At 56.5% G+C, this 18299-nt stretch carries 17 protein-coding genes; 4 read left to right on the forward strand and 13 right to left on the reverse strand.

Translation table 11 applies throughout. The features are described 5' to 3' along the window. Window positions 1–14: 14 nt before the first annotated feature. Entirely contained in the window at window positions 15–401 is a 387-nt protein-coding gene (locus tag AC13E3_RS06305) for a TetR family transcriptional regulator C-terminal domain-containing protein (RefSeq protein WP_482901830.1), read from the reverse strand. A 3-nt stretch (window positions 402–404) separates the two neighbouring features. Then, window positions 405–551: a TetR/AcrR family transcriptional regulator gene (locus AC13E3_RS06310; RefSeq protein ID WP_264752498.1), complete on the reverse strand. Its 147-nt coding sequence runs from the start codon at window positions 549–551 to the stop codon at window positions 405–407. Between the two features lie 454 nt (window positions 552–1005). Between AC13E3_RS06310 and AC13E3_RS06315 the strand changes: the two genes are divergently transcribed. Beyond that, complete coding sequence (locus AC13E3_RS06315; protein ID WP_053115242.1) at window positions 1006–2088, forward strand: alkene reductase; 1083 nt, start codon at window positions 1006–1008, stop codon at window positions 2086–2088. Between the two features lie 144 nt (window positions 2089–2232). Here AC13E3_RS06315 and AC13E3_RS06320 read toward each other — a convergent pair whose 3' ends face one another. The 7 genes from AC13E3_RS06320 to AC13E3_RS06350 all read right to left on the reverse strand — a co-directional run bounded on the left by AC13E3_RS06320 (window position 2233) and on the right by AC13E3_RS06350 (window position 11580). Beyond that, window positions 2233–3636: a TolC family protein gene (locus AC13E3_RS06320; RefSeq protein WP_053115241.1), complete on the reverse strand. Its 1404-nt coding sequence runs from the start codon at window positions 3634–3636 to the stop codon at window positions 2233–2235. Further along, the gene (locus AC13E3_RS06325) at window positions 3629–6820 is read right to left on the reverse strand and encodes an efflux RND transporter permease subunit (protein ID WP_288367477.1); all 3192 of its coding nucleotides are present in this window, start codon (window positions 6818–6820) and stop codon (window positions 3629–3631) included. Before AC13E3_RS06325 ends, AC13E3_RS06320 begins: the two co-directional genes overlap by 8 nt. Before the next feature lie 10 nt (window positions 6821–6830). Then, entirely contained in the window at window positions 6831–8006 is a 1176-nt protein-coding gene (locus AC13E3_RS06330) for an efflux RND transporter periplasmic adaptor subunit (RefSeq protein WP_008172274.1), read from the reverse strand. 276 nt (window positions 8007–8282) lie between these two features. Next, a complete protein-coding gene (locus tag AC13E3_RS06335; RefSeq protein WP_008172270.1) occupies window positions 8283–8615 on the reverse strand; it encodes a tRNA-binding protein in 333 nt (110 codons plus the stop codon). Between the two features lie 16 nt (window positions 8616–8631). Then, window positions 8632–9531, reverse strand: coding sequence for an aromatic amino acid exporter YddG (yddG, locus tag AC13E3_RS06340; protein ID WP_008172268.1), 900 nt, complete (start codon window positions 9529–9531; stop codon window positions 8632–8634). An 89-nt stretch (window positions 9532–9620) separates the two neighbouring features. Then, window positions 9621–10259 carry a helix-turn-helix domain-containing protein gene (locus AC13E3_RS06345; RefSeq protein ID WP_273073374.1) on the reverse strand — a complete coding sequence of 213 codons (639 nt, stop codon included), beginning with the start codon at window positions 10257–10259 and terminating at the stop codon, window positions 9621–9623. Between the two features lie 157 nt (window positions 10260–10416). Next, window positions 10417–11580: an iron-containing alcohol dehydrogenase gene (locus AC13E3_RS06350; RefSeq protein ID WP_008172264.1), complete on the reverse strand. Its 1164-nt coding sequence runs from the start codon at window positions 11578–11580 to the stop codon at window positions 10417–10419. 166 nt (window positions 11581–11746) lie between these two features. Between AC13E3_RS06350 and AC13E3_RS06355 the strand changes: the two genes are divergently transcribed. Next, a complete protein-coding gene (locus tag AC13E3_RS06355) occupies window positions 11747–12634 on the forward strand; it encodes an AraC family transcriptional regulator (protein WP_008172262.1) in 888 nt (295 codons plus the stop codon). Between the two features lie 148 nt (window positions 12635–12782). Here AC13E3_RS06355 and AC13E3_RS06360 read toward each other — a convergent pair whose 3' ends face one another. The 3 genes from AC13E3_RS06360 to AC13E3_RS06370 all read right to left on the reverse strand — a co-directional run bounded on the left by AC13E3_RS06360 (window position 12783) and on the right by AC13E3_RS06370 (window position 15200). Continuing rightward, window positions 12783–13598 carry a LysR family transcriptional regulator gene (locus AC13E3_RS06360; protein WP_288367476.1) on the reverse strand — a complete coding sequence of 272 codons (816 nt, stop codon included), beginning with the start codon at window positions 13596–13598 and terminating at the stop codon, window positions 12783–12785. Window positions 13599–13732: 134 nt separating this feature from the next. Continuing rightward, the gene (gene trxA / locus AC13E3_RS06365; protein ID WP_008172259.1) at window positions 13733–14056 is read right to left on the reverse strand and encodes a thioredoxin; all 324 of its coding nucleotides are present in this window, start codon (window positions 14054–14056) and stop codon (window positions 13733–13735) included. Between the two features lie 118 nt (window positions 14057–14174). Then, window positions 14175–15200: a lipid A deacylase LpxR family protein gene (locus AC13E3_RS06370; RefSeq protein WP_008172257.1), complete on the reverse strand. Its 1026-nt coding sequence runs from the start codon at window positions 15198–15200 to the stop codon at window positions 14175–14177. A gap of 292 nt (window positions 15201–15492) precedes the next feature. Here AC13E3_RS06370 and AC13E3_RS06375 point away from each other — a divergent pair, with 292 nt between their 5' ends. Next, complete coding sequence (locus tag AC13E3_RS06375) at window positions 15493–15744, forward strand: hypothetical protein (RefSeq protein WP_008172254.1); 252 nt, start codon at window positions 15493–15495, stop codon at window positions 15742–15744. Window positions 15745–15832: 88 nt separating this feature from the next. On the opposite strand, the gene AC13E3_RS06380 is transcribed toward AC13E3_RS06375, so the two are convergent. Beyond that, window positions 15833–16942 (reverse strand): alcohol dehydrogenase family protein, encoded by a 1110-nt coding sequence (locus tag AC13E3_RS06380; protein WP_008172251.1) that lies wholly within the window; start codon window positions 16940–16942, stop codon window positions 15833–15835. 160 nt (window positions 16943–17102) lie between these two features. Between AC13E3_RS06380 and AC13E3_RS06385 the strand changes: the two genes are divergently transcribed. After that, on the forward strand, window positions 17103–17969 hold the full coding sequence (locus tag AC13E3_RS06385) for a LysR family transcriptional regulator (RefSeq protein WP_008172249.1): 867 nt from the start codon (window positions 17103–17105) through the stop codon (window positions 17967–17969). The last annotated feature ends 330 nt before the right edge of the window (window positions 17970–18299 follow it).

The following is an 18299-nucleotide window of genomic DNA, read 5'->3' on the forward strand; positions in this document are numbered from 1 at the left end:
CTCTCCAGAAAAAATTAGGTATTCCGACGATCGGCAACCGCATCCCAAGCCATATTAAACGCTAATTCGATATGCTCATCGGTACCTTCGAACGACCCTTGCAGGCATCGTTGAACGAGGTGGTAAATCGGGCGGAACATAAACGTTTCGAGAAGTGGAAAAGGTACCGGTTTGATCAGCCCGGATTGCTTTCCCTGATCAACTGCATTCAAAAGATTTGCGGCTCGGCTTTCGTTTCGTGCCTGGATCTCGGGAGTCATCCAAGCAGAATGCGTGAACGTCTCGTGGTAGCGGAATAGTTCCGGACGCTCAAGGCCGATCCGGAACAGTGTGTGCCACTGGCGTCGCAGTCCTTCACGCAGATCTTTCCCGCGAGAAAAACTGTCCAGCGCCGCATCAATGACCTAATCGCTGACGTAATAAAATGTCGCCAATAAAAGCTGTTCTTTATCTTCGTAATAGATGTACAGCGTGGCTGGTGACAAACCCGCAGCCTTGGCTATCTTGCCAACCGAGGTTGCTGAAAAACCGTGATCTGCTACTTCCCTCACGGTAGCTTCCAGGAAGGCTATTCGTTTCGAGTCGTCTCTTTGCCGCATTTGTCTGCTCAACGCTTCAAATTGGTCGGCCTAAAATAAATGAACGTTCACTTATTTTCAAACCGAAAATATAGGCGTATACCGAAGTAGGTGCCCTACTGAAGTGCGCGGGGTTCAGGCAAAAATCAGGTTGGTCTGCAGGCTCTTTGCAACCAGCCGACCACGAAAACCCATCACAGGCTCTAGCCAGGTCCCGAACGCAATAGACGCAGATCGAGCAGGATTTCGAGACGATGATGCGCGATGGCTACGTCATCATCGAACCTGTCCCCAAGGGAAACTTGCGAAGGCGGATTCCAGCCTGTCGCATCAGCCAGGATGATGATTGATATATCTCATCCGAATTAGTCCGCCCGGCCCACGGGCGGATAGTTTATGGTTTTGCACAATATTTCCCGAGGATGCTATGAACACACTTTTTACTCCCCTGAAAATGGGCGCCAGTGAATTGGCCAATCGGGTCTTCATGGCCCCCCTCACCCGCGTCCGTGCCGACGCTGATCACGTTCCCACGGACATGATGGTTGAGTATTACGCTCAGCGTGCGTCTGCCGGCCTGATCATCGCCGAGGCGACCATGGCCATCGAAGGCAATTCAGCCTTCTGGCGCGAGCCTGGCATCTATTCCGAGGCGCAAGTTGAAGGCTGGAAGAAAGTCAGTGATGCGGTACACGCTAAAGGTGGCAAGATTTATCTGCAGATCTGGCACGGCGGCCGCGCCTGTCACCCGGTGTTAAACAACGGGAAGGATCCGGTAGCGCCCAGCGCCATTGCCATCACCAGCGATGAAGTGCACACACCGGAAGGCAAGAAGTCCTACACGGTTCCCCGCGCACTGGCTGACAACGAAATCCCGGCCATCATCGACGGTTTCCGCACCGCCGCCGAGAATGCCAAGCGCGCCGGCTTTGACGGTGTTGAGGTTCATGGCGCCAACGGCTACCTGCTGGACCAGTTCCTCCGTGATGGTTCCAACCATCGAGAAGGCCCTTACGGTGGCCCGATCGAAAATCGCGCCCGACTGCTGCTGGAGGTGATTGAAGCCGTATCCGGAGTGTTCGGTTCCGAGAACGTCGGTGTTCGACTGAGCCCGCTCAACAGTTTCCAGAGCATGAAGGACAGTGATCCGGTCGGCCTGGTCACCTGGCTCGCCAAGCGTCTGAACGACTACGGCCTGGCCTTTGTTCATTTAATGCGCAGCGACTTTTTTGGGGAGCAGCAAGCAGACGTGATTACCCCGGTCCGCGAGCACTTCAAGGGCAAGTTGATCCTCAACATGAGCTACACCGGTGAAGAAGCAGAACAGGCCATCGAATCCGGATTGGCCGACGCTGTCGCCTTTGGTGTGCCCTTCATTGCCAACCCGGACCTTCCGGAGCGCCTGAAGCTTGGGGCCGAGCTTAATGAAGCAGATCCCTCGACTTTTTACACCCAGGGAGCGGAGGGGTATATTGACTACCCTTACCTCGAAGAATTAGCCGAAGCATAGTATTGAGTCGGAGCATAGTATAGAAAGGGGGCTTTTAGCCCCCTTTTTCGTTGCGGAGAAAACATGACCTTTGAAAGCGCCATTTCCTTTCTTGCCGCTAAAGCCCGGAACTTCCCCTTTTTCAGCTAAACCATACCCTCTTCCTCAAGACTCGCCACCCGTTGCCTTCAGCATTCGCCGGTGCGCCTCCGACGACCAAACCCCACTGAATTCCTCAATCACCCCAAGCTGGGCCGCCGCATAGGACAATCTGGCGGAAAGCCGGTCCTGCTGAGCGGAAATGAAGGTTCGGTTGGCGTCCAGTAAATCCAGATAGCCGATGGCACCCTCACGATGCATAGTTCTGGCGATGGTGAACGATTCGTTGGCTGCCTCAAACGCCCTGCCCGTTGCCTGATCAGCCTCCAAGGCCCGCCCGTAAGCAAAGATCGCAACCCGAGCACTGGCGACCGCATCAATGATGGTTTGGCGATAACGGATGTAACTTTCTTCCGAGACTGCATTCTGGCTTTCGACCCGTTGCAGTATCACCGGATAACTCAACAGAGACCAGGAGATGCGAGGAGCGATGCTGCCGGTACCCTCAAAGCCATCGGACACTTCCGCCACGTTGGTCAAGCCCAGAAATCCCTCGACCGAAAACTGGGGATAGAGTTCTGCCCGAAGGGCGTTGCCAACCGCCACATCCCGGGCCAGTGCTGCGAGCGCACCGCCGATATCCGCACGCAACTGCATGGCTTCGTTCGCCCGCCCGGCCGCCGGCACGCCAAAGGAGGCGGCCAGTGCACCTGAGGCAGGCTTCAGGACCAGCGATTCGGAATCTTCATTGACGAGCACGGACAGCACCGCTTTGGCCCGATAGAGCTGGGCTCGCGCGTCAGGAAGCTTGGCACGCTGCTGTTCCAGCAGCGTGTCTGCGCGGGCGAGATCAAGATTCGGCGAAATGCCTTCCTCCACGCGCAGGGCCATGACTTCCCGAGTGTCTTCCAATGCCCGGATGTCCGCCTTGATCAACTGGACCCGCTGGCGAGCGGCTTCCCACTCCAGATAGGCTCGGACAACGCCAACGGTGACTTCTTTCAACACCGCTCGTTGGTTGTTCAGAGCAACCTCAAGATTGGCTTCACCGGCATCGATCAGCGCTCTCAGCCGGCCAAACAAGTCCACTTCCCAGGTGCCCGCCAAACCGACGGCAGAGGATTCCTGAACACTGTTTCGATCGATCGCCTCGTATTCGCCGGTTACTCCGCCCTGAGGGAGCAACCGTTTCTCGTCCGCACCCAGGTCCGCAAGCGCCTGACGGACCCGTTGCCGGGTTGCCAACAGATCGAGGTTAGCGGCCTGCGCAACCTCGACCAGTTGATTGAGTTGGTCATCCTCGTAGCTCTTCCACCACTCCGCTGTGGTGGCGTCTGTGCTCTGAACACCGAAACTGAGGCTGTCGAGGTAACGTTCGTTCGCCTCCTGTTGGGGCTCATAATCCGGGGTTGCAGCGCAGCCAACCAGCAGCGCAGACCCCAGCAAGACACTAACCGCCCGTTTATGCATGGTCATTCTCCGTGATCTGTTCAGGTATTTCCTTGGTGTTGGCGGGCGTCCTGGTATCGGCCTTGGCACGCTGAATCACCGCGTAAAACACCGGGGTGAACAGCAAGCCGAACACGGTGACACCAATCATTCCCGAGAACACCGCTATCCCCATGGCGTGACGCATCTCCGCACCCGCTCCGGTCGCAAGCACCAGCGGTACCACACCTGCAGTGAAGGCAATCGAGGTCATCAGGATCGGCCGTAAACGCAAACGGCAGGCCTCGACAATGGCCTGATAATGACTGTGTCCCTGGAGATTGAGGTCACGGGCGAACTCCACCATCAGGATGGCGTTTTTACTCGCCAATGCCACCAGAACAATCAGACCAATCTGGGTGAACATGTTGTTATCACCATCGGTCACCCATACCCCGGCCAGAGCCGACAGCAAGGTCATCGGCACAATCAGAATAATTGCAAACGGCAGTCGCAGACTCTCGTACTGAGCGGCCAGCACGATGAATACCAGCAAGATAACCAGTGGGAACACATAGACCATGGTGTTGCCGGCGAGTTTTTGCTGATAAGTCACCTCGGTCCACTCAAACGCCATGCCCTCGGGCAGAGTCTGTGCTAGAACCTCTTCGATAGCAGCCTGAGCCTGGTCCGAACTGAAGCCCGGGGCCGGAGACCCGTTGAGCTCGGCCGTTGGATAGCCGTTGTACCGCATCACACGATCCGGGCCGATGGTCGATTCGACACTCATCACCGCGGACAGCGGGATCATCTGGCCCTGCTGGTTGCGAACCTTCAGATTCAGAATGTGCTCCGGATCAAGGCGCTTGTCGGACTCGGCCTGGGCAATCACCTGATAGGTGCTGCCGAACATGTTCACGTCATTGACGTACACCGACCCCAGATACACCTGCAGTGTGTCGAACACGGACTCCAGCGGAATGCCAAGCAGCATTGCTCGCTCCCGATCTATATCCAGGTCAAACTGGGGTACCTGAACCCGGAAGCTGGAGTAAAGACCCGTCAATGCCGGATGCTTGCGAGCTTCGTTGATGGTGGTTTGCAGGGTATCGAACAAGGCTTCAAACCCTTTGCTGCTTCGATCTTCGATCTGCAGCTTGAACCCACCCGTGGTGCCCAGGCCCAGGATCGGTGGTGGTGGGAACACCGCCACAAACCCTTCGTCGATGCTTGAAAAGGCGCCGTTTAACTTGCCTGCAATCGCACCCGCACTGAGTTCCGGGGACGTGCGCTCGGTGAAATCGGTCAGCGGCAGGAACACGATGCCGCTGTTCGGACTGTTGGTGAAGCCGTTCACGGACAGGCCCGGGAACGCAATGGTGTTTGCCACGCCCTCGGTCTCCAGCGCGATCTGCTGCATTTCGTTGACCACGTCCACGGTCCGGTCAAGGCTCGCCGCATCCGGCAGCTGGGCAACTGCGACCAGGTATTGTTTGTCCTGCTGCGGAATGAAACCACCCGGTACCGCGTTGAACAGGCCTCCGGCGAAAACGGTCAATCCGACATACACCACGCCAACGATGGCGCTGTAGCGGATCAGCTTCTTGACCAGGACTTCATAGGCATTACCTGTGCGGTCAAAGAACCGGTTGAACGGCTGGAACACAAAGCGACCAAACACCTTTTCCAGGCCGCGGGAAAGCCGGTCGGGCTTCTCGTCGTGGCCCTTGAGAAGCAACGCGGACAGCGCCGGCGACAGGGTCAGCGAGTTCAAGGCGGAGATCACGGTTGAAATCGTGATGGTCAATGCGAACTGCTTGTAAAACTGACCGGAAAGACCAGAAATGAAGGCCGTCGGAATGAAGACCGCACACAACACCAGTGCAATGGCAATGATCGGGCCGGTTACTTCGTTCATGGCCACTTTGGTGGCTTCACGAGGCGATAGCCCCCGATGAATGTTCCGCTCCACGTTTTCGACCACCACGATGGCATCATCAACCACGATACCGATCGCTAGCACCATTCCGAACAGCGACAGCGTGTTGATGGAAACACCCAACCACTGCATCACGGCGAAGGTGCCCACCAGTGATACAGGCACCGCAACGAGCGGAATAATGGACGCCCTCCAAGTTTGCAGGAACAGCACCACCACCAGCACAACCAGTAAAATCGCCTCCAGCAAGGTGGTGATAACCGCGTCGATGGAACCGCGAACAAACACGGTGGGGTCGTAGGCAATTTCATACTCGACGCCCTGCGGGAAATCCTGGGACAACCGCGCCATGGTTGAACGAACATCGTCAGAAAGCTGGATAGCGTTAGCCCCAGGGCGCTGGAAAATCGGCATGGCAACCGCCGGCTTTCCATCGAGACCCGCTTCAAGGGCGTAAGTGTTCTGGCCAAGCTCGACTCTCGCAACGTCAGAGAGCCGCGTGATGGCCCCGTTATCACCAATTTTCAAAACAATGTCCCGAAACTCATCCAAGGAGGTCAGGCGCCCGCGGACGTTCAGCATCAACTGGAACTGGTTGTCGTTCGGTGCCGGCTGTGCGCCAAGGGTACCGGCCGCAATCTGACGATTCTGGGCACGCACGGCGTTCACCACATCCGAGGCGTTGAGATTCCGGGCGGCCAATTCATCCGGCTGCAGCCAGAGACGAACCGCAAATTCACCGCCACCGAACAACTGAACGTCACCAACGCCGCCAAGGCGGGAGAGTTCATCTTTCAGATTCAGCTCGGCGTAGTTGGCCAGATAGGTAATGTCCCGGCTCTCATCCGAAGAATGAACGTGAACAACCATGCTCAGGTTAGGGGATGATTTCTCAGTCACCACTCCCAGGCGCTGCACCTCTTCCGGCAAACGCGGCAGCGCAATATCAACCCGGTTCTGGACCTGAACCTGGGCTTTATCGAGATCAGTACCCAGCGCAAACGTTACTGTGAGGGTCATGCGGCCATCGGCCGTTGCCTGGGACGACATATACAGCATGTTTTCCACGCCGTTGATCTCATCCTCAATCGGCGACGCGACCGTTTCTGCAATCACCTTTGGGTTTGCGCCCGGGTAGTTGGCCGTGACCACCACTGTGGGCGGGACCACTTCCGGATACTCACTGATCGGCAACTGGAACAGAGAGATGCCACCCCCGATCAGAATGATCAGAGACAGCATGGAGGCGAATATTGGCCGGTCTATAAAAAAATGGGGAAATTTCATCACTCAGGCCTCAGAACTTTACGACAGCGGTCTGCTGGACTTCTGGTGCGTGTTCTTCAAGCGTGAAGGCCACGTCGGACGGTGCCTCTGACAGCATGACCGGAGCGATGGTCATGCCCGGACCTACCTTGGCCGTCCCGTTCGCCACCAGTACATCGCCTTCGGCAATGCCCTGCTCAACCACACGGAAGGTACCGAAACGCTCACCGACGGTTACCGGGGTGTAGCTCGTCTCCCCCTGCTCGTTGACCGTCAGCACGAAGCGGCTGTCGAGATCGGTTGCGATGGCACGATCAGGAACCATGATCTTCTGCTCGGTTGCGGCCACGGCAATTTTCACACGGGCAAAGGCACCCGGTACCAGAGCCTCTCCGGAATCGGCCAATACCGCGCGCAGACGCAGGGTGCCCGTGTTGGTATCGATGGTGTTATCAACGAAGTCGATCTCGCCCACGTGGGGGAAGTCCTGCTCTCCGGTGAGCTGAATACGCACCGGCGAGCCCAGGGCGTGATCGCGGGCGCGGAAGAATCGATACCAGGTGCCCTCATCCATATCGAAGTAGGCGTACCGGTTCTGATTCGAGGCGATGGTGGTCAACCGGCTTTGGTTCGCGGTTACGGTATTTCCCGCGGTAATGTTTGCCCGGGAAATAACCCCGTCAATTGGCGAGCGGATCGTGGCATAGCTCAGCTGCAGTTCCGCCTCCTTGAGCTGGGCGTTGAGTGAGGAAACCTCGGCCTCGGCCTGCTGGCGCGCGGAATCCCGCAGCTCAGCCTGTTCTTCAGAAATGGCGTTGCTCCGCAGCAGGCGCCCTGCCCGTTCGGCTTCCGCCTTGGCCTGATAGAGGGCCGCTTTTGCGCGGGACAGTTCGGCATTAAGTTGCTCCACTCGGGCTGTCAGGTGACGGTCATCCAGCTGGAACAGGATGTCGCCTTTGCTCACCTTCTGACCTTCTACGAAGCGCACCTCATCAACCACACCGGACAGTCGGGGCCGCAGCTCGACGTTTTCTGGGGCTTCAATACGGGTGGTGTAGGTTTTCTGGGGCTGAACCCGGGCACTGGCGGCGGCAACCACCTCTACCGAAGGCGGCTCCGGCTGGCTCGCGGTGCCCTGAGCTGCGCTTTCGCAGCCGGCAAGAACAAACACGGCCGCGCTGAGCACGGCAAGAATTCGATAAGCCATGAGCTTGATCCTTAATCGTTCGTGATGGGGACTTCCGAGCCGGCGCGGTGAGGTTGGACCTCGGACCCGCGCCGGAGTGGTTCGTGGAGGGAATTATCTTTGCTCAAGCAGGGTAAATATAATCACCATGCGGTATTGCACTCATCATCACTGGTGATAATGCTCAGGATTCATGCAGGAGGGGGATTTGGAGAGCCAGAACGTCCTCAGAGTCAGGGCGCTGATCGACTCTCTAGGAGAGAAAGCCCGGGAACGCAGCGAACCGCACTCTTTAGATTAAAACAGCCGTTCCCCATTCTCGACCTCAGAATCAGGGCTTACCAGCGTTACCACGCCTGTTTCGGTTTTGAACCCGGTTACGAGACACTCAGAGACGAACGGACCGATCTGCTTCGGAGGGAAGTTCGTGACAGCCAATACCTGCTTGCCCAGCAGGTCCTCCTTCGAATACAGCTCCGTAATCTGGGCACTGGACTTTCGCACGCCCACTTCCGGGCCAAAGTCCACTTTCAGTTTGTAGGCCGGTTTTCTAGCTTCAGGGAACGGCTGCACTTCAATAATGGTGCCAACTCTTAATTCCACTTTTTCAAAATCTTCCCAGGAAATCATTCTTCATCCTCCGTTGTTACACAGCTTCATGATTTACAGTTTTGGCAGTCTCTGTGTTTCGGGTTTTTCCAGCTACCAGTGATCCGGACACAATCAGCGTGCTGGCACCTGCGACGGCCATGGTTGCCTCGCCGAAGCCAAAAACGATGAGCAAGATGACCGAAATGAGGGGTGCGCTGTATGCCAGGGTTCCCAGCAGCTGGATGTTCCCGTGTTTTACCCCGTAATCCCAGGTGAAAAAGGCTATGCCCACGGGACCAAGGCCCAGCCCGACCACTCCGACCCATTGGCTTGCGCCATCCGGCCACACCGTTTGCTCCCACATCAGGTGGCACATCCAAGCCAGGACCGCGGTAACACCACAAAACCAGCCAACAGCATCGGTAGGCACAGATTTTACCAGACGGCTGAGCACCGAATAGGACGACCAGATCAAGGCGCAGGCGAACGCCACTAAGTAGCCATCCAGATTCTGGGCACTGAAGCCGCTGCTATTCCGACCGATCAGCAACCAGCAGCCAACCAGTGCCATCACCGCCCCGGCGATGTGCTGTGCCCGCAAGGACTCGCCCGGCAAGAGCGCCGAAAACAGGACAATGAACAGCGGCCAGAGATAGGCCAGCAGGCTGACCTCGACCGCCGGTGCCAGGGTCATGGCCTTGAAGTAGGCAAAGTGATAGCCGAACAGGCCCACCACACCGATGGTCCAGGCAAATGCGGATTGCTTCGCGAAGCGGATGCCCGAGTGCCCGCCCTTGAACCAACGGACACACATCAGTGCAAAAGCCAGTGTAAAGGTCATGGCCATGAGCTGAAATTCCGGAATCTGCCCGCCGGTAAGCTTGGTCAGCAAAGCCAGGGTGCCCCATAAAAGCACAGATATTGAGCCAATCCAGGTGGCGGATGCCGCGGTCATAGTTGCGTCCCTCTAAGTCAGAGATCAATCAGTTCAGACGCAACAGCTTATTGAGCCGGTGATGGGCAGGCTTCCAGAATTCGGAAGGGTTATTTAGAAAGTCGGCGAAAATGACTGGGAGAATGCCCGAAATGTTGGGCGAATCTATCACTGAAGGCTGACAGTGAGCTGTACCCGACGGCGTCGGCGATATGCTGGATCGACAGGTCACCCCGCTCGAGAAGTTGCCACGCCGTCTGCATGCGCAACTCCGTCAGGTAATGATGGGGGGGCAAGCCCACCTGCTCCCGGAACAGCTGGTTCAGTTGCCGCACACTCAGGTGCGCGATGGTGGCCAGTTGATTAACGGTGATCTTTTGGTGGAAATGCTCGTCGATGAAGCGTTTCGCCACGTCCACTCGACGATCCAGCCGTAAACGGTCTCCAAAGCGCTCCTGCAGCAGCTGGATCAGCAACAGCAACATCTGGTGCTGAGTCTGGGAGCCTTCCGCGCCCTGTTGCAACTGGGCATGGAGAAACTGCACGTAATGCTCCAACCCGGCATCGAGCTGCACGAAACAGGGCAGCCGGTCCAGCATCGGAGCCAAGCCATCTGGAACGTCTGCGACCACAAACCGGTTGTCATCCCGGGCTTCGAAATCGTGATCCTGACCGGCGGCGATGATCGCCGCTCTGCCCTCAGCCACTTCCCCGGCCCGACTATTTACCGACAGAGAAAGTTTTCCCACCAAGGGCAGCACCAACTGATGATGATCATGGGCGTGTGTTTGCCCATGATCGCTGTAACTCTTCAGTTGGATTTTTGATCGCGCGTTCTTCATGGTTTCGCATCATACAGAACAGCGTTCACTTCGGGCAGGTTATCGATCGATGCTCCGGGATTTCTCACTCACTGAAGGCATCGATCAAAACCTGGTGGCTGATCTCTGGTGTCATGTCGCCCCGCTCCGAGAGCTCGGTCATACCATGGGCTTTCAACGCCTCGACGATGTCGGCCACCTGATTTTCTTTGACCCCGTATTGATCCAGTCGCGTTGCAACTCCCAGACTTTCGAAAAAGGCTCTGGTCTGGGCGATGGCCTGATTGATGCGCTCTTCCTCAGAGCCGTCGACGATGCCCCATACTCGCTCGGCGTACTGCAGGAGTTTTTCCCGCTTCTGCTCTTTACGGAGTTTCCAGACCGACGGCAGGATAATGGCGAGACTCTGCCCGTGATCGATGCCGAACATGGCGGTCAGTTCGTGCCCAATCATATGGGTACTCCAATCCTGGGGAACGCCCACGCCAATGTAGCCATTCAGCGCGGAGGTAGCCGCCCAGACCAGATTTGCACGGGCATCGTAGTCCTCCGGGTTGGCCAGGGTGACCGGGCCCACCTCGATCAGGGTCTTGAGAATACCTTCAGCGGTGCGGTCCTGAATCTGCGCGTTGACCGGATAAGTTACATACTGTTCAACCACGTGCACGAAGGCGTCGACCACGCCGTTGGCGACCTGCCTGGTGGGCAGGGAGAAGGTCAGCGACGGGTCCAGGAACGAGAACGTCGGATACAACAGCGGGCTCATTACCGGCCATTTCCCGCCCTTATGGGAGACGACGGCGCCCATGTTCATTTCAGAGCCTGTCGCCGGCAGGGTGGCGACGGTGCCGAGTGGCAGTGCCTGTTCCACTGGAAGGCCGGCAAAGCCATGCTCCAGCAGACTTTCCTCGTCGCCCTCAAACGGCGCAGCCGCGGCCACGAACTTAGTGCCGTCCATCACCGAGCCACCGCCAACGGCCAGCAGGAAATCGACGCTTTCCCGGCGGACAAGATCCACCGCTTCCATCAGGGTTTCGTAGCGCGGGTTGGGCTCAATGCCGGCAAACTCGAACACCGTCCGATTACCCAGGCCGGCCAGAACTTTATCGAGGGTACCGAACCGCTTGACGCTGCCGCCACCGTACAGAACCAGCACCCGAGAATTCTTGGGAATGAGCTGATCCAGCTCCTGCAGACGGTCTTTGCCGAAAACAATACGGGTTGGATTGTAGAAATCGAAATTTTGCATAATCCTCTCTCCTCATCAAAGCGTGGAGAGATTGTATCGCCGCAAGACCAAATCAGAATGGGCATTTCGATCACTGGCATGCCTTTTCCTATCATTAACGACACGACTAGGCATTTTAATGCATCGCAGGTAAGATGGCGTCTTCACCCATTCAGGAGACCGACCGATGCCCACACTCGCCCAACTGCTGGCCCCACTTGCAGCGACCGAGGGCTACAACCCAACACCGATTGAGGGCGTCGGGGTCTACCGAAGCAACGAAACCACGGGCAGAGAGCCGCTCTGTTACAGCCAGGGCATCATTATCATGGCCCAAGGCACCAAACGGGTGTTTCTCGACAACCAGGTGTACGAGTACAACCCCGACAACTACCTTGTGCTGACCCTACCCACGCCCGCTGACTGCGAGGCAATCACGCCACCCGACGGTCCCCTGCTCTCCCTGGTCATGGACCTGGATCTGTCGGCATTGCATGAGCTGGTGCGGATTTTTGATGAGTGCCGGCAGACCGGCGGCGCCAACGCTCCTTCGTTGAATGCGCACACCTTGTACGTGGCTCCGGCCACTCGCGCCTTCAACGCCAGCGTGGTGCGGCTTGCCGAGGCGCTGAATGACCCGCTGGCGGCCAAGGCCCTCGGACCGGGCCTGAAAAAGGAACTGTTGCTGCACGCGCTCCGGGGCCCGAACGGCGCCTCGCTGGTAGATCTGGTGCGGCATAACACCCAACTTTCCCGACTGGAGCCGGTGCTCAAGCACGTTCATGCGCACTTTTCGGAACCGCTGGATGTCGAACAGCTGGCCGCTCTTGCCAACATGAGTCCGGCGACCTTCCACCGCAATTTTCGGCAGGTGGCTGCGCAGTCCCCCATCCAGTACATCAAACGCATCCGGCTCACCCGAGCCCGGGAGTTGCTTTCAGATCAGGGTGTGAAGGTGAGCCAGGCCGCATCCCTGGTGGGCTACGAAAGCGCGAGCCAGTTCAGCAGGGAATTCAAGCGGTTTTACGGGCAGCCACCACAAGCGGTCACTATGGCGCTGCAAACCACCGCCTGAAACGCTGCATCGACTCAGACAGCCTTCAGCTGGTGCCGTCCACAGGGAGAATTGACCATAATGTCATGCCACCGTTCCTGGAGCAGATTCTCCATCTTCTCCCGGAGCCAAACGACTCCGGGGTCGCGGTCATGACGGGCGTGCCAGATCAGGTATAGACTCGTCGGATCGACGTCAAGGGAAGCTCACCCATCCATAGGCCGTTCACGAAACCACAATCCTGGCTGATCAATTCAGGGACAGCAGCAATGAGGTTGGTTTCTCTGAGTACTACCGGAACTGTTGAGAAATGATTAACAGTCGCCGCTATCCGGCGGCTCATACCCTTCTGATCGAGATAGCTGTCCACGAAGCCATGGGCATCGCCTGACATACTTACCAGAAGATGTCGCGCCTCAAGGAATTCTTCCATGGTAATCTGTCGACCGGCCAGCGGATGGTCGGCGCGCATGGCGAGCACGTAGCCCCCCTCGAAAAGCCAGGTGCTTCGCAGGCTGTAATCGTGTTGAGATAAAACGCCCACCGCCACATCAACATGGGCTTCTCTCAGATCGGCGTGGGTGCCTTCGGGTGTGTAAGGCACCGCGTGTACATCAACACCGGGCGCTTCGCTTTCAAGCATTTGCACCAATTGACGCCAGATCATTTCAACAATGGCATCCGTGACCGCAACACGAAAGGTGCGGTTTGACGTGCTCGGATCAAACTGGGTTGCGCTGACCGCGTTGGTCAGTGCAAACATGTGATCGCTGACCTGGTCCCAGAGGCTTAATGCATAGGACGTGGGTTCAATCTGACGCCCTTTTCGCACAAAAAGAGGATCGTTCCAGATCTGACGCATTCGCGATATAGCATTGGAAACCGCCGGCTGCGTCATGGCGAGCCGGTCTGCTGCGCGTGTCACCGACCGCTCGGTCATGATGGCGTCAAAAATATACAACAACTGTAGTTCTTGTGTTTTCATTCCATATACCTGGGGCGATTGAACCGGCATAAGTCTGGCCCGGATTACACACAACCGCAATTGCGGTATTCCTGTAGACCTTTTGCCGCCCACAGAACGCAGAAAGCCTCCGCTAGGGAGGCTTTGGTTCCGGTTTACAGATGTCCTTTTACAAAGGTTCTCAGTTCACCCAGGCTTCCGGCTCCGGTTTTCTGGGCGATCATTCCTCCGTCATCAAAGAGAGCCAGCGTCGGAATGCTCCGGATACGCATTCTTGCAGTAATCTCGGGGCTGTCGTCCACGTTGACCTTGGCGATGGTTAGCGCCTCGCCGAACTCATCGGCGATCTCCTCTAGCATTGGTGCAACAGTTTTGCATGGCCCACACCACGGTGCCCAGAAATCCACCAGCACCGGCTGCTCGCTTTGCTCGACCGCTTCTTTAAAGTTTGTATCGGTTACTTCGATGATCTTGCTCATTTCACAGTCTCCTTTGCCCTGTGGGTTAGTGAAAGAATGAGGCCTTCACGGGGTTAAAACTAATTCCGGTGCGGTATATGTTCCATTCAGTGATCTGATGAATGGTCACCGGCGGCCTTCACAGCCGCTTGCTAAACACAATGCCACCCCAGGCGAGCGTGCGGTTTCCCGTACCAGATTTAATTTCGGAGCTTTGAACTCGCAGCACGTAACTGATTTCGCTGCCGCCGAGAAAACTGTGGGTGTAGCCTCCCCAGACTTCAGCCAGCAGAATGTTCAGATCATTGGCGGTCAGCTCGTGGTCTGAATCGCGAAACTGCCCCTGAAGAAATGCGTTGTACGCCCGCGCTTTTACGGACAAACCGCCCCAGAAATAGCTCTCACTGCCACCTGGTGCCGAAACACCCGGCGCTCGTTCGCCATAAGCCATCAGCTCAGGGTTAAAACGGTTGTCTGGCGAGGAAATCAGTCCATCACGGAACACCAGCGCCGCGCCGAATTCCGTCAAATAGCCCACTGATCCAAAATAGGTCACTTTGTATTGCTGATCGGGTTGGCTGGCGTCCAGGTACTGGTGATACGCCGCTGAGTATCGGAACGTCGGCTCACCGCCCTCCGAGATCTGATGATCCCATCCGTTTGCGCGATCGCTACCCACCACCTTGTGCACAGCATTTTGCCCGGCTTTGAACGCGTCGAGCCCGAGAATCCCGACGGTCATCGACGTTGTCCAACCGGAGCCTGCACCGGGGGATTCATAACTCTGGCTAGACGACATATAGACCAGGCTGCTGTATGGCCGATCACTTCGATCAATGTCCGATGCGCTGATCTCCTCAGGGGTAAAACCATAAGCACCGAATTCAAGCGCGGCGCTTTCGGGGATTTCGACGCTGCCCCCCACAATAGGTAGCAACAAACCGTCCAAGCCTTGGCTCACCTGGGACACGGGGTTATCAATGAATTCTTGTGAGTTGGATGAATAGGTAATGGCGAGACCCGCTGTATAGTCTCTGTCTGTTTGTGTCGGCGCAAACAGGTCATTGTCTGTCGAAAGCGCAAGTACCGAGTCGCCAGGCTCTGCGTGCGCAAAAGGAGCGAATACAACTGTTGCGAGGGAAGCAATTAGTAAACGACGAAACATAGCCAACTCCGAATTCAGATCGGTCGAAAAGTTGGCTGCTATTTTTCAAGTAGCGGGCTGGCAGGACTAATTATGGATTGATATTCAAAACATCATTGAGGGTTATGTATAAGCATAAATACGGCCACTAAATGTGCGGTTGCGCGTTAGTTACATCACGGAAAATGATGTTAGCCATACCGTTTAAGAATTATTCCTTCGGCAGCCTTCGCCTCCATAATTCTCCCATCTGATGCCCGAACAGCTTTTGCCGCGGGATCAGCTGAACCCACTCAATGTTTGGAGAATTGAAATGCGTAAAGCTGCACTGATTACCCTGGCTTCACTCATGGCTGCGACTGCCCTTCCCGCTCACGCAACTCTGGCAGACCGAAAGTCAGACCAGCCGAGCACCGAAGAGGCCCATCCCGCGCCCTACAGCGGCCAGGTCGTTATTCGTGGTGAAATTCAGGACCGGAACGCGAACCATGAAAACGCAGAGCCGGCCCCTTACAGCGGTCAGGTTGTTATCCGTGGCGAGGTGCGCTCCGAAAGCCACGGTTGAGGCATTCCTGTTTCAGAAGTTTCATTTGCGTCTTGGCACCAGGGACGGTGCGTTTTTATCAGCTTTCTCTTCCTACCTGCTCTCTTGTTCAGTGATTCTGTTCGGCAACTTCAATCGCGAGTTTGCCGGAGAAGCGCTTGGTCATAAAATCTTGCTGAGCCGTTACCACATCACGCAGAGCGTATCTTTTCGCTACTACGGGCCGGATTACATCCCGCTCAATGTAGCCAATCAGATTCTCGAACACCTTTTTGGGCTGCCAGGTGGAACCCAACAGGCTCAGATCTTTCAGGTACAGAGTACGAACATCCAGCTCCACCATTGGCCCTGCAATGGCCCCCGAGGCGACGTAACGACCGCCTCGGCTAAGCACCTCCAATAACTCCGGCCACTGCGGGCCAGCGACCAGATCCGCCACTACCTGAACGCTGTCCTGCTCCAGTACTTCCAGCAGCGATTCCCCCCTGGGAACGACCTGGTCAGCGCCCAGCAAACGCACCTCGTCGAACTTGGATTCACCGCACACGGCGATGACCTCGGCACCCCGGCGTTTCGCCAGCTGAATTGCTGCTGATCCAACGCCGCCGGAAGCGCCTGTGATTAGAATCCGTTCTCCGGCTTTCAGGTCGGCTCTGTCCAGCATGCCTTCAGCGGTTGAGTATGCACAGGGAAAAGACGCCAGCTCGGTGTCGCTCAGTGTGCTGTTAACCGCAAACACTTCGCTGGATCTCGCCACGGCATACTCGGCGTAGCCGCCATTGCACTCGGAACCAAATGTGATGAGGTTGTAGGAGGACGGGTTATCAGGCGACTGTTGCATGGGGCGAACCAGCACTCGCTCGCCGATCCGTCCCCGGTCCACTGCCTCACCGACCGCAACGATGGTTCCGCACACATCGGCTCCCTGAATACGCGGAAAGCTCAAGGGCTTTCCGGACCAGGTACCGTCTTCCTCGCTGGCCGTCTCAAATCCGGATGCCGCTCCTTGATCCGTTCCCGTTGTCACGCCCTTGGAATACCAGCCTGTGCGGGTATTTATGTCGGTGTTGTTAATGGCACTAGCACCGACCTTGATAAGCACCTCTCCCACCCCGGCCTTGGGCACGTTAAGGTTCTCCCGGAATTCGAGTTTATCCAAACCGCCATGCCCGGTGAGAACAACTCCTGTCATGGTCTCAGGGATATCGATGTGATTCATGGTGTCATCTCCTCGTTCGTGCCAGACCCATTGGCCTGATCACTAAATCGTCAATTGCAATGAATATGGCGACATCATAAAAGTGCAGAGTAGTTCAATCAAACGAATATTGCTGATATGATAATTTAGGTTTTGTGATACATGAACGAAGACGAATCCTATGAAACCCTTACTGGATCTGGACCTATTGAACACCTTCGCCGCCGTGGTAGAGGCAGGCGGTTTTAAAGAGGCATCGAGTCGCTTGTACCGCTCGCAAGCAGCTGTCAGCATGCAGATCAAGCGCCTGGAAGAACAGCTGGGGCAGCGACTTCTTGAACGGAGTAACCAGGGCATCAAGCTTACGGAGCCCGGTAAAACGTTGCTGAGTTACATTGACAGACTGCTGCGTCTGAACAATGAGACGCTGAGTGCGCTTAGCGCGGAGCCCCTGCGAGGGCCGGTGCACTTCGGAATACCCACAGATTATGCCCACCCGTTCCTAAAGCAGTTCATTCCTCGCATTCGGAAGGCCTTTCCCGAGCTGGTGCCCCGGATTACCTGTGGCCGCAGCCGTAAACTCCGGGAACTGGTAACCACCGGGGATCTGGATGTGGCCATTGTTACGGGCGAGCCTCAGTTCTCCCCGGAGAAAAACTTGTGGTCGGAAGCTCTGTACTGGTATGCCCCGGCCGGGCTACCGATCAATACAGAGGAGGCACTCCCGGTTGCCTTGCTGGAAAGCGACTGCGCGTTGCGGGATCTCGCTGCCTCGGATCTGAGGCAGTCCGGCTTGGACTATCATCCGGTACTGACCAGTTCGGACATGGCAAACCTATACTCGGCGGTCGAATCTGGACTGGCAGTGGCCCTTTTGCCAGAGTCGTCGATTACGTCCTCAAGGGTTCGCCCTTTCCAAATCGATCAGCTACCCGGGCAAAGGCTGCTGACCATGAATATAATTGACGCAGGCACCCTGAGCCCCAATTTCATGCAGCCCCTTCAGGAATGCGTCTTGTCGGCTGCCCGGGCCCTTGTCAGAGGTTGATGACCAGGCACACAGACCAAGCCGGTATGACTGAAAAAACCAGGGCACACCCCGATATTCTTTAAATACTTCGCCTCTCCGCGATCAGTAGGAACGGATCATTGGACATCAGGTGCCAATGTTATTAGATGATCGCGAGGAGGAGGCATCGAGAATCCTTTTATTTAGAGTAGTTGGGAAGGCGTAGGCGGTCGCAAAGCGAACATTCGGATAAGGCGACCAATGCCAATGGAGTTGTCTCCGTTTTGGACTTACCGCGATGCATATGACACACCTCAGCCTCAAACGGAGGCCTTTTCAAAGGCCTCGGGACTAACGGGATTGGTTAAG

The sequence above is a fragment of the Marinobacter sp. L-80 genome, from assembly GCF_056859395.1.

Coding starts and splice junctions, on each gene's coding strand:
- AC13E3_RS06315 (WP_053115242.1), top strand. CDS start 1,006: ATGAACACACTTTTTACTCCCCTGAAAATGGGCGCCAGTGAATTGGCC.
- AC13E3_RS06320 (WP_053115241.1), bottom strand. CDS start 3,636: ATGCATAAACGGGCGGTTAGTGTCTTGCTGGGGTCTGCGCTGCTGGTT.
- AC13E3_RS06325 (WP_288367477.1), bottom strand. CDS start 6,820: ATGAAATTTCCCCATTTTTTTATAGACCGGCCAATATTCGCCTCCATG.
- AC13E3_RS06330 (WP_008172274.1), bottom strand. CDS start 8,006: ATGGCTTATCGAATTCTTGCCGTGCTCAGCGCGGCCGTGTTTGTTCTT.
- AC13E3_RS06335 (WP_008172270.1), bottom strand. CDS start 8,615: ATGATTTCCTGGGAAGATTTTGAAAAAGTGGAATTAAGAGTTGGCACC.
- yddG (WP_008172268.1), bottom strand. CDS start 9,531: ATGACCGCGGCATCCGCCACCTGGATTGGCTCAATATCTGTGCTTTTA.
- AC13E3_RS06350 (WP_008172264.1), bottom strand. CDS start 11,580: ATGCAAAATTTCGATTTCTACAATCCAACCCGTATTGTTTTCGGCAAA.
- AC13E3_RS06355 (WP_008172262.1), top strand. CDS start 11,747: ATGCCCACACTCGCCCAACTGCTGGCCCCACTTGCAGCGACCGAGGGC.
- AC13E3_RS06360 (WP_288367476.1), bottom strand. CDS start 13,598: ATGAAAACACAAGAACTACAGTTGTTGTATATTTTTGACGCCATCATG.
- trxA (WP_008172259.1), bottom strand. CDS start 14,056: ATGAGCAAGATCATCGAAGTAACCGATACAAACTTTAAAGAAGCGGTC.
- AC13E3_RS06370 (WP_008172257.1), bottom strand. CDS start 15,200: ATGTTTCGTCGTTTACTAATTGCTTCCCTCGCAACAGTTGTATTCGCT.
- AC13E3_RS06375 (WP_008172254.1), top strand. CDS start 15,493: ATGCGTAAAGCTGCACTGATTACCCTGGCTTCACTCATGGCTGCGACT.
- AC13E3_RS06380 (WP_008172251.1), bottom strand. CDS start 16,942: ATGAATCACATCGATATCCCTGAGACCATGACAGGAGTTGTTCTCACC.
- AC13E3_RS06385 (WP_008172249.1), top strand. CDS start 17,103: ATGAAACCCTTACTGGATCTGGACCTATTGAACACCTTCGCCGCCGTG.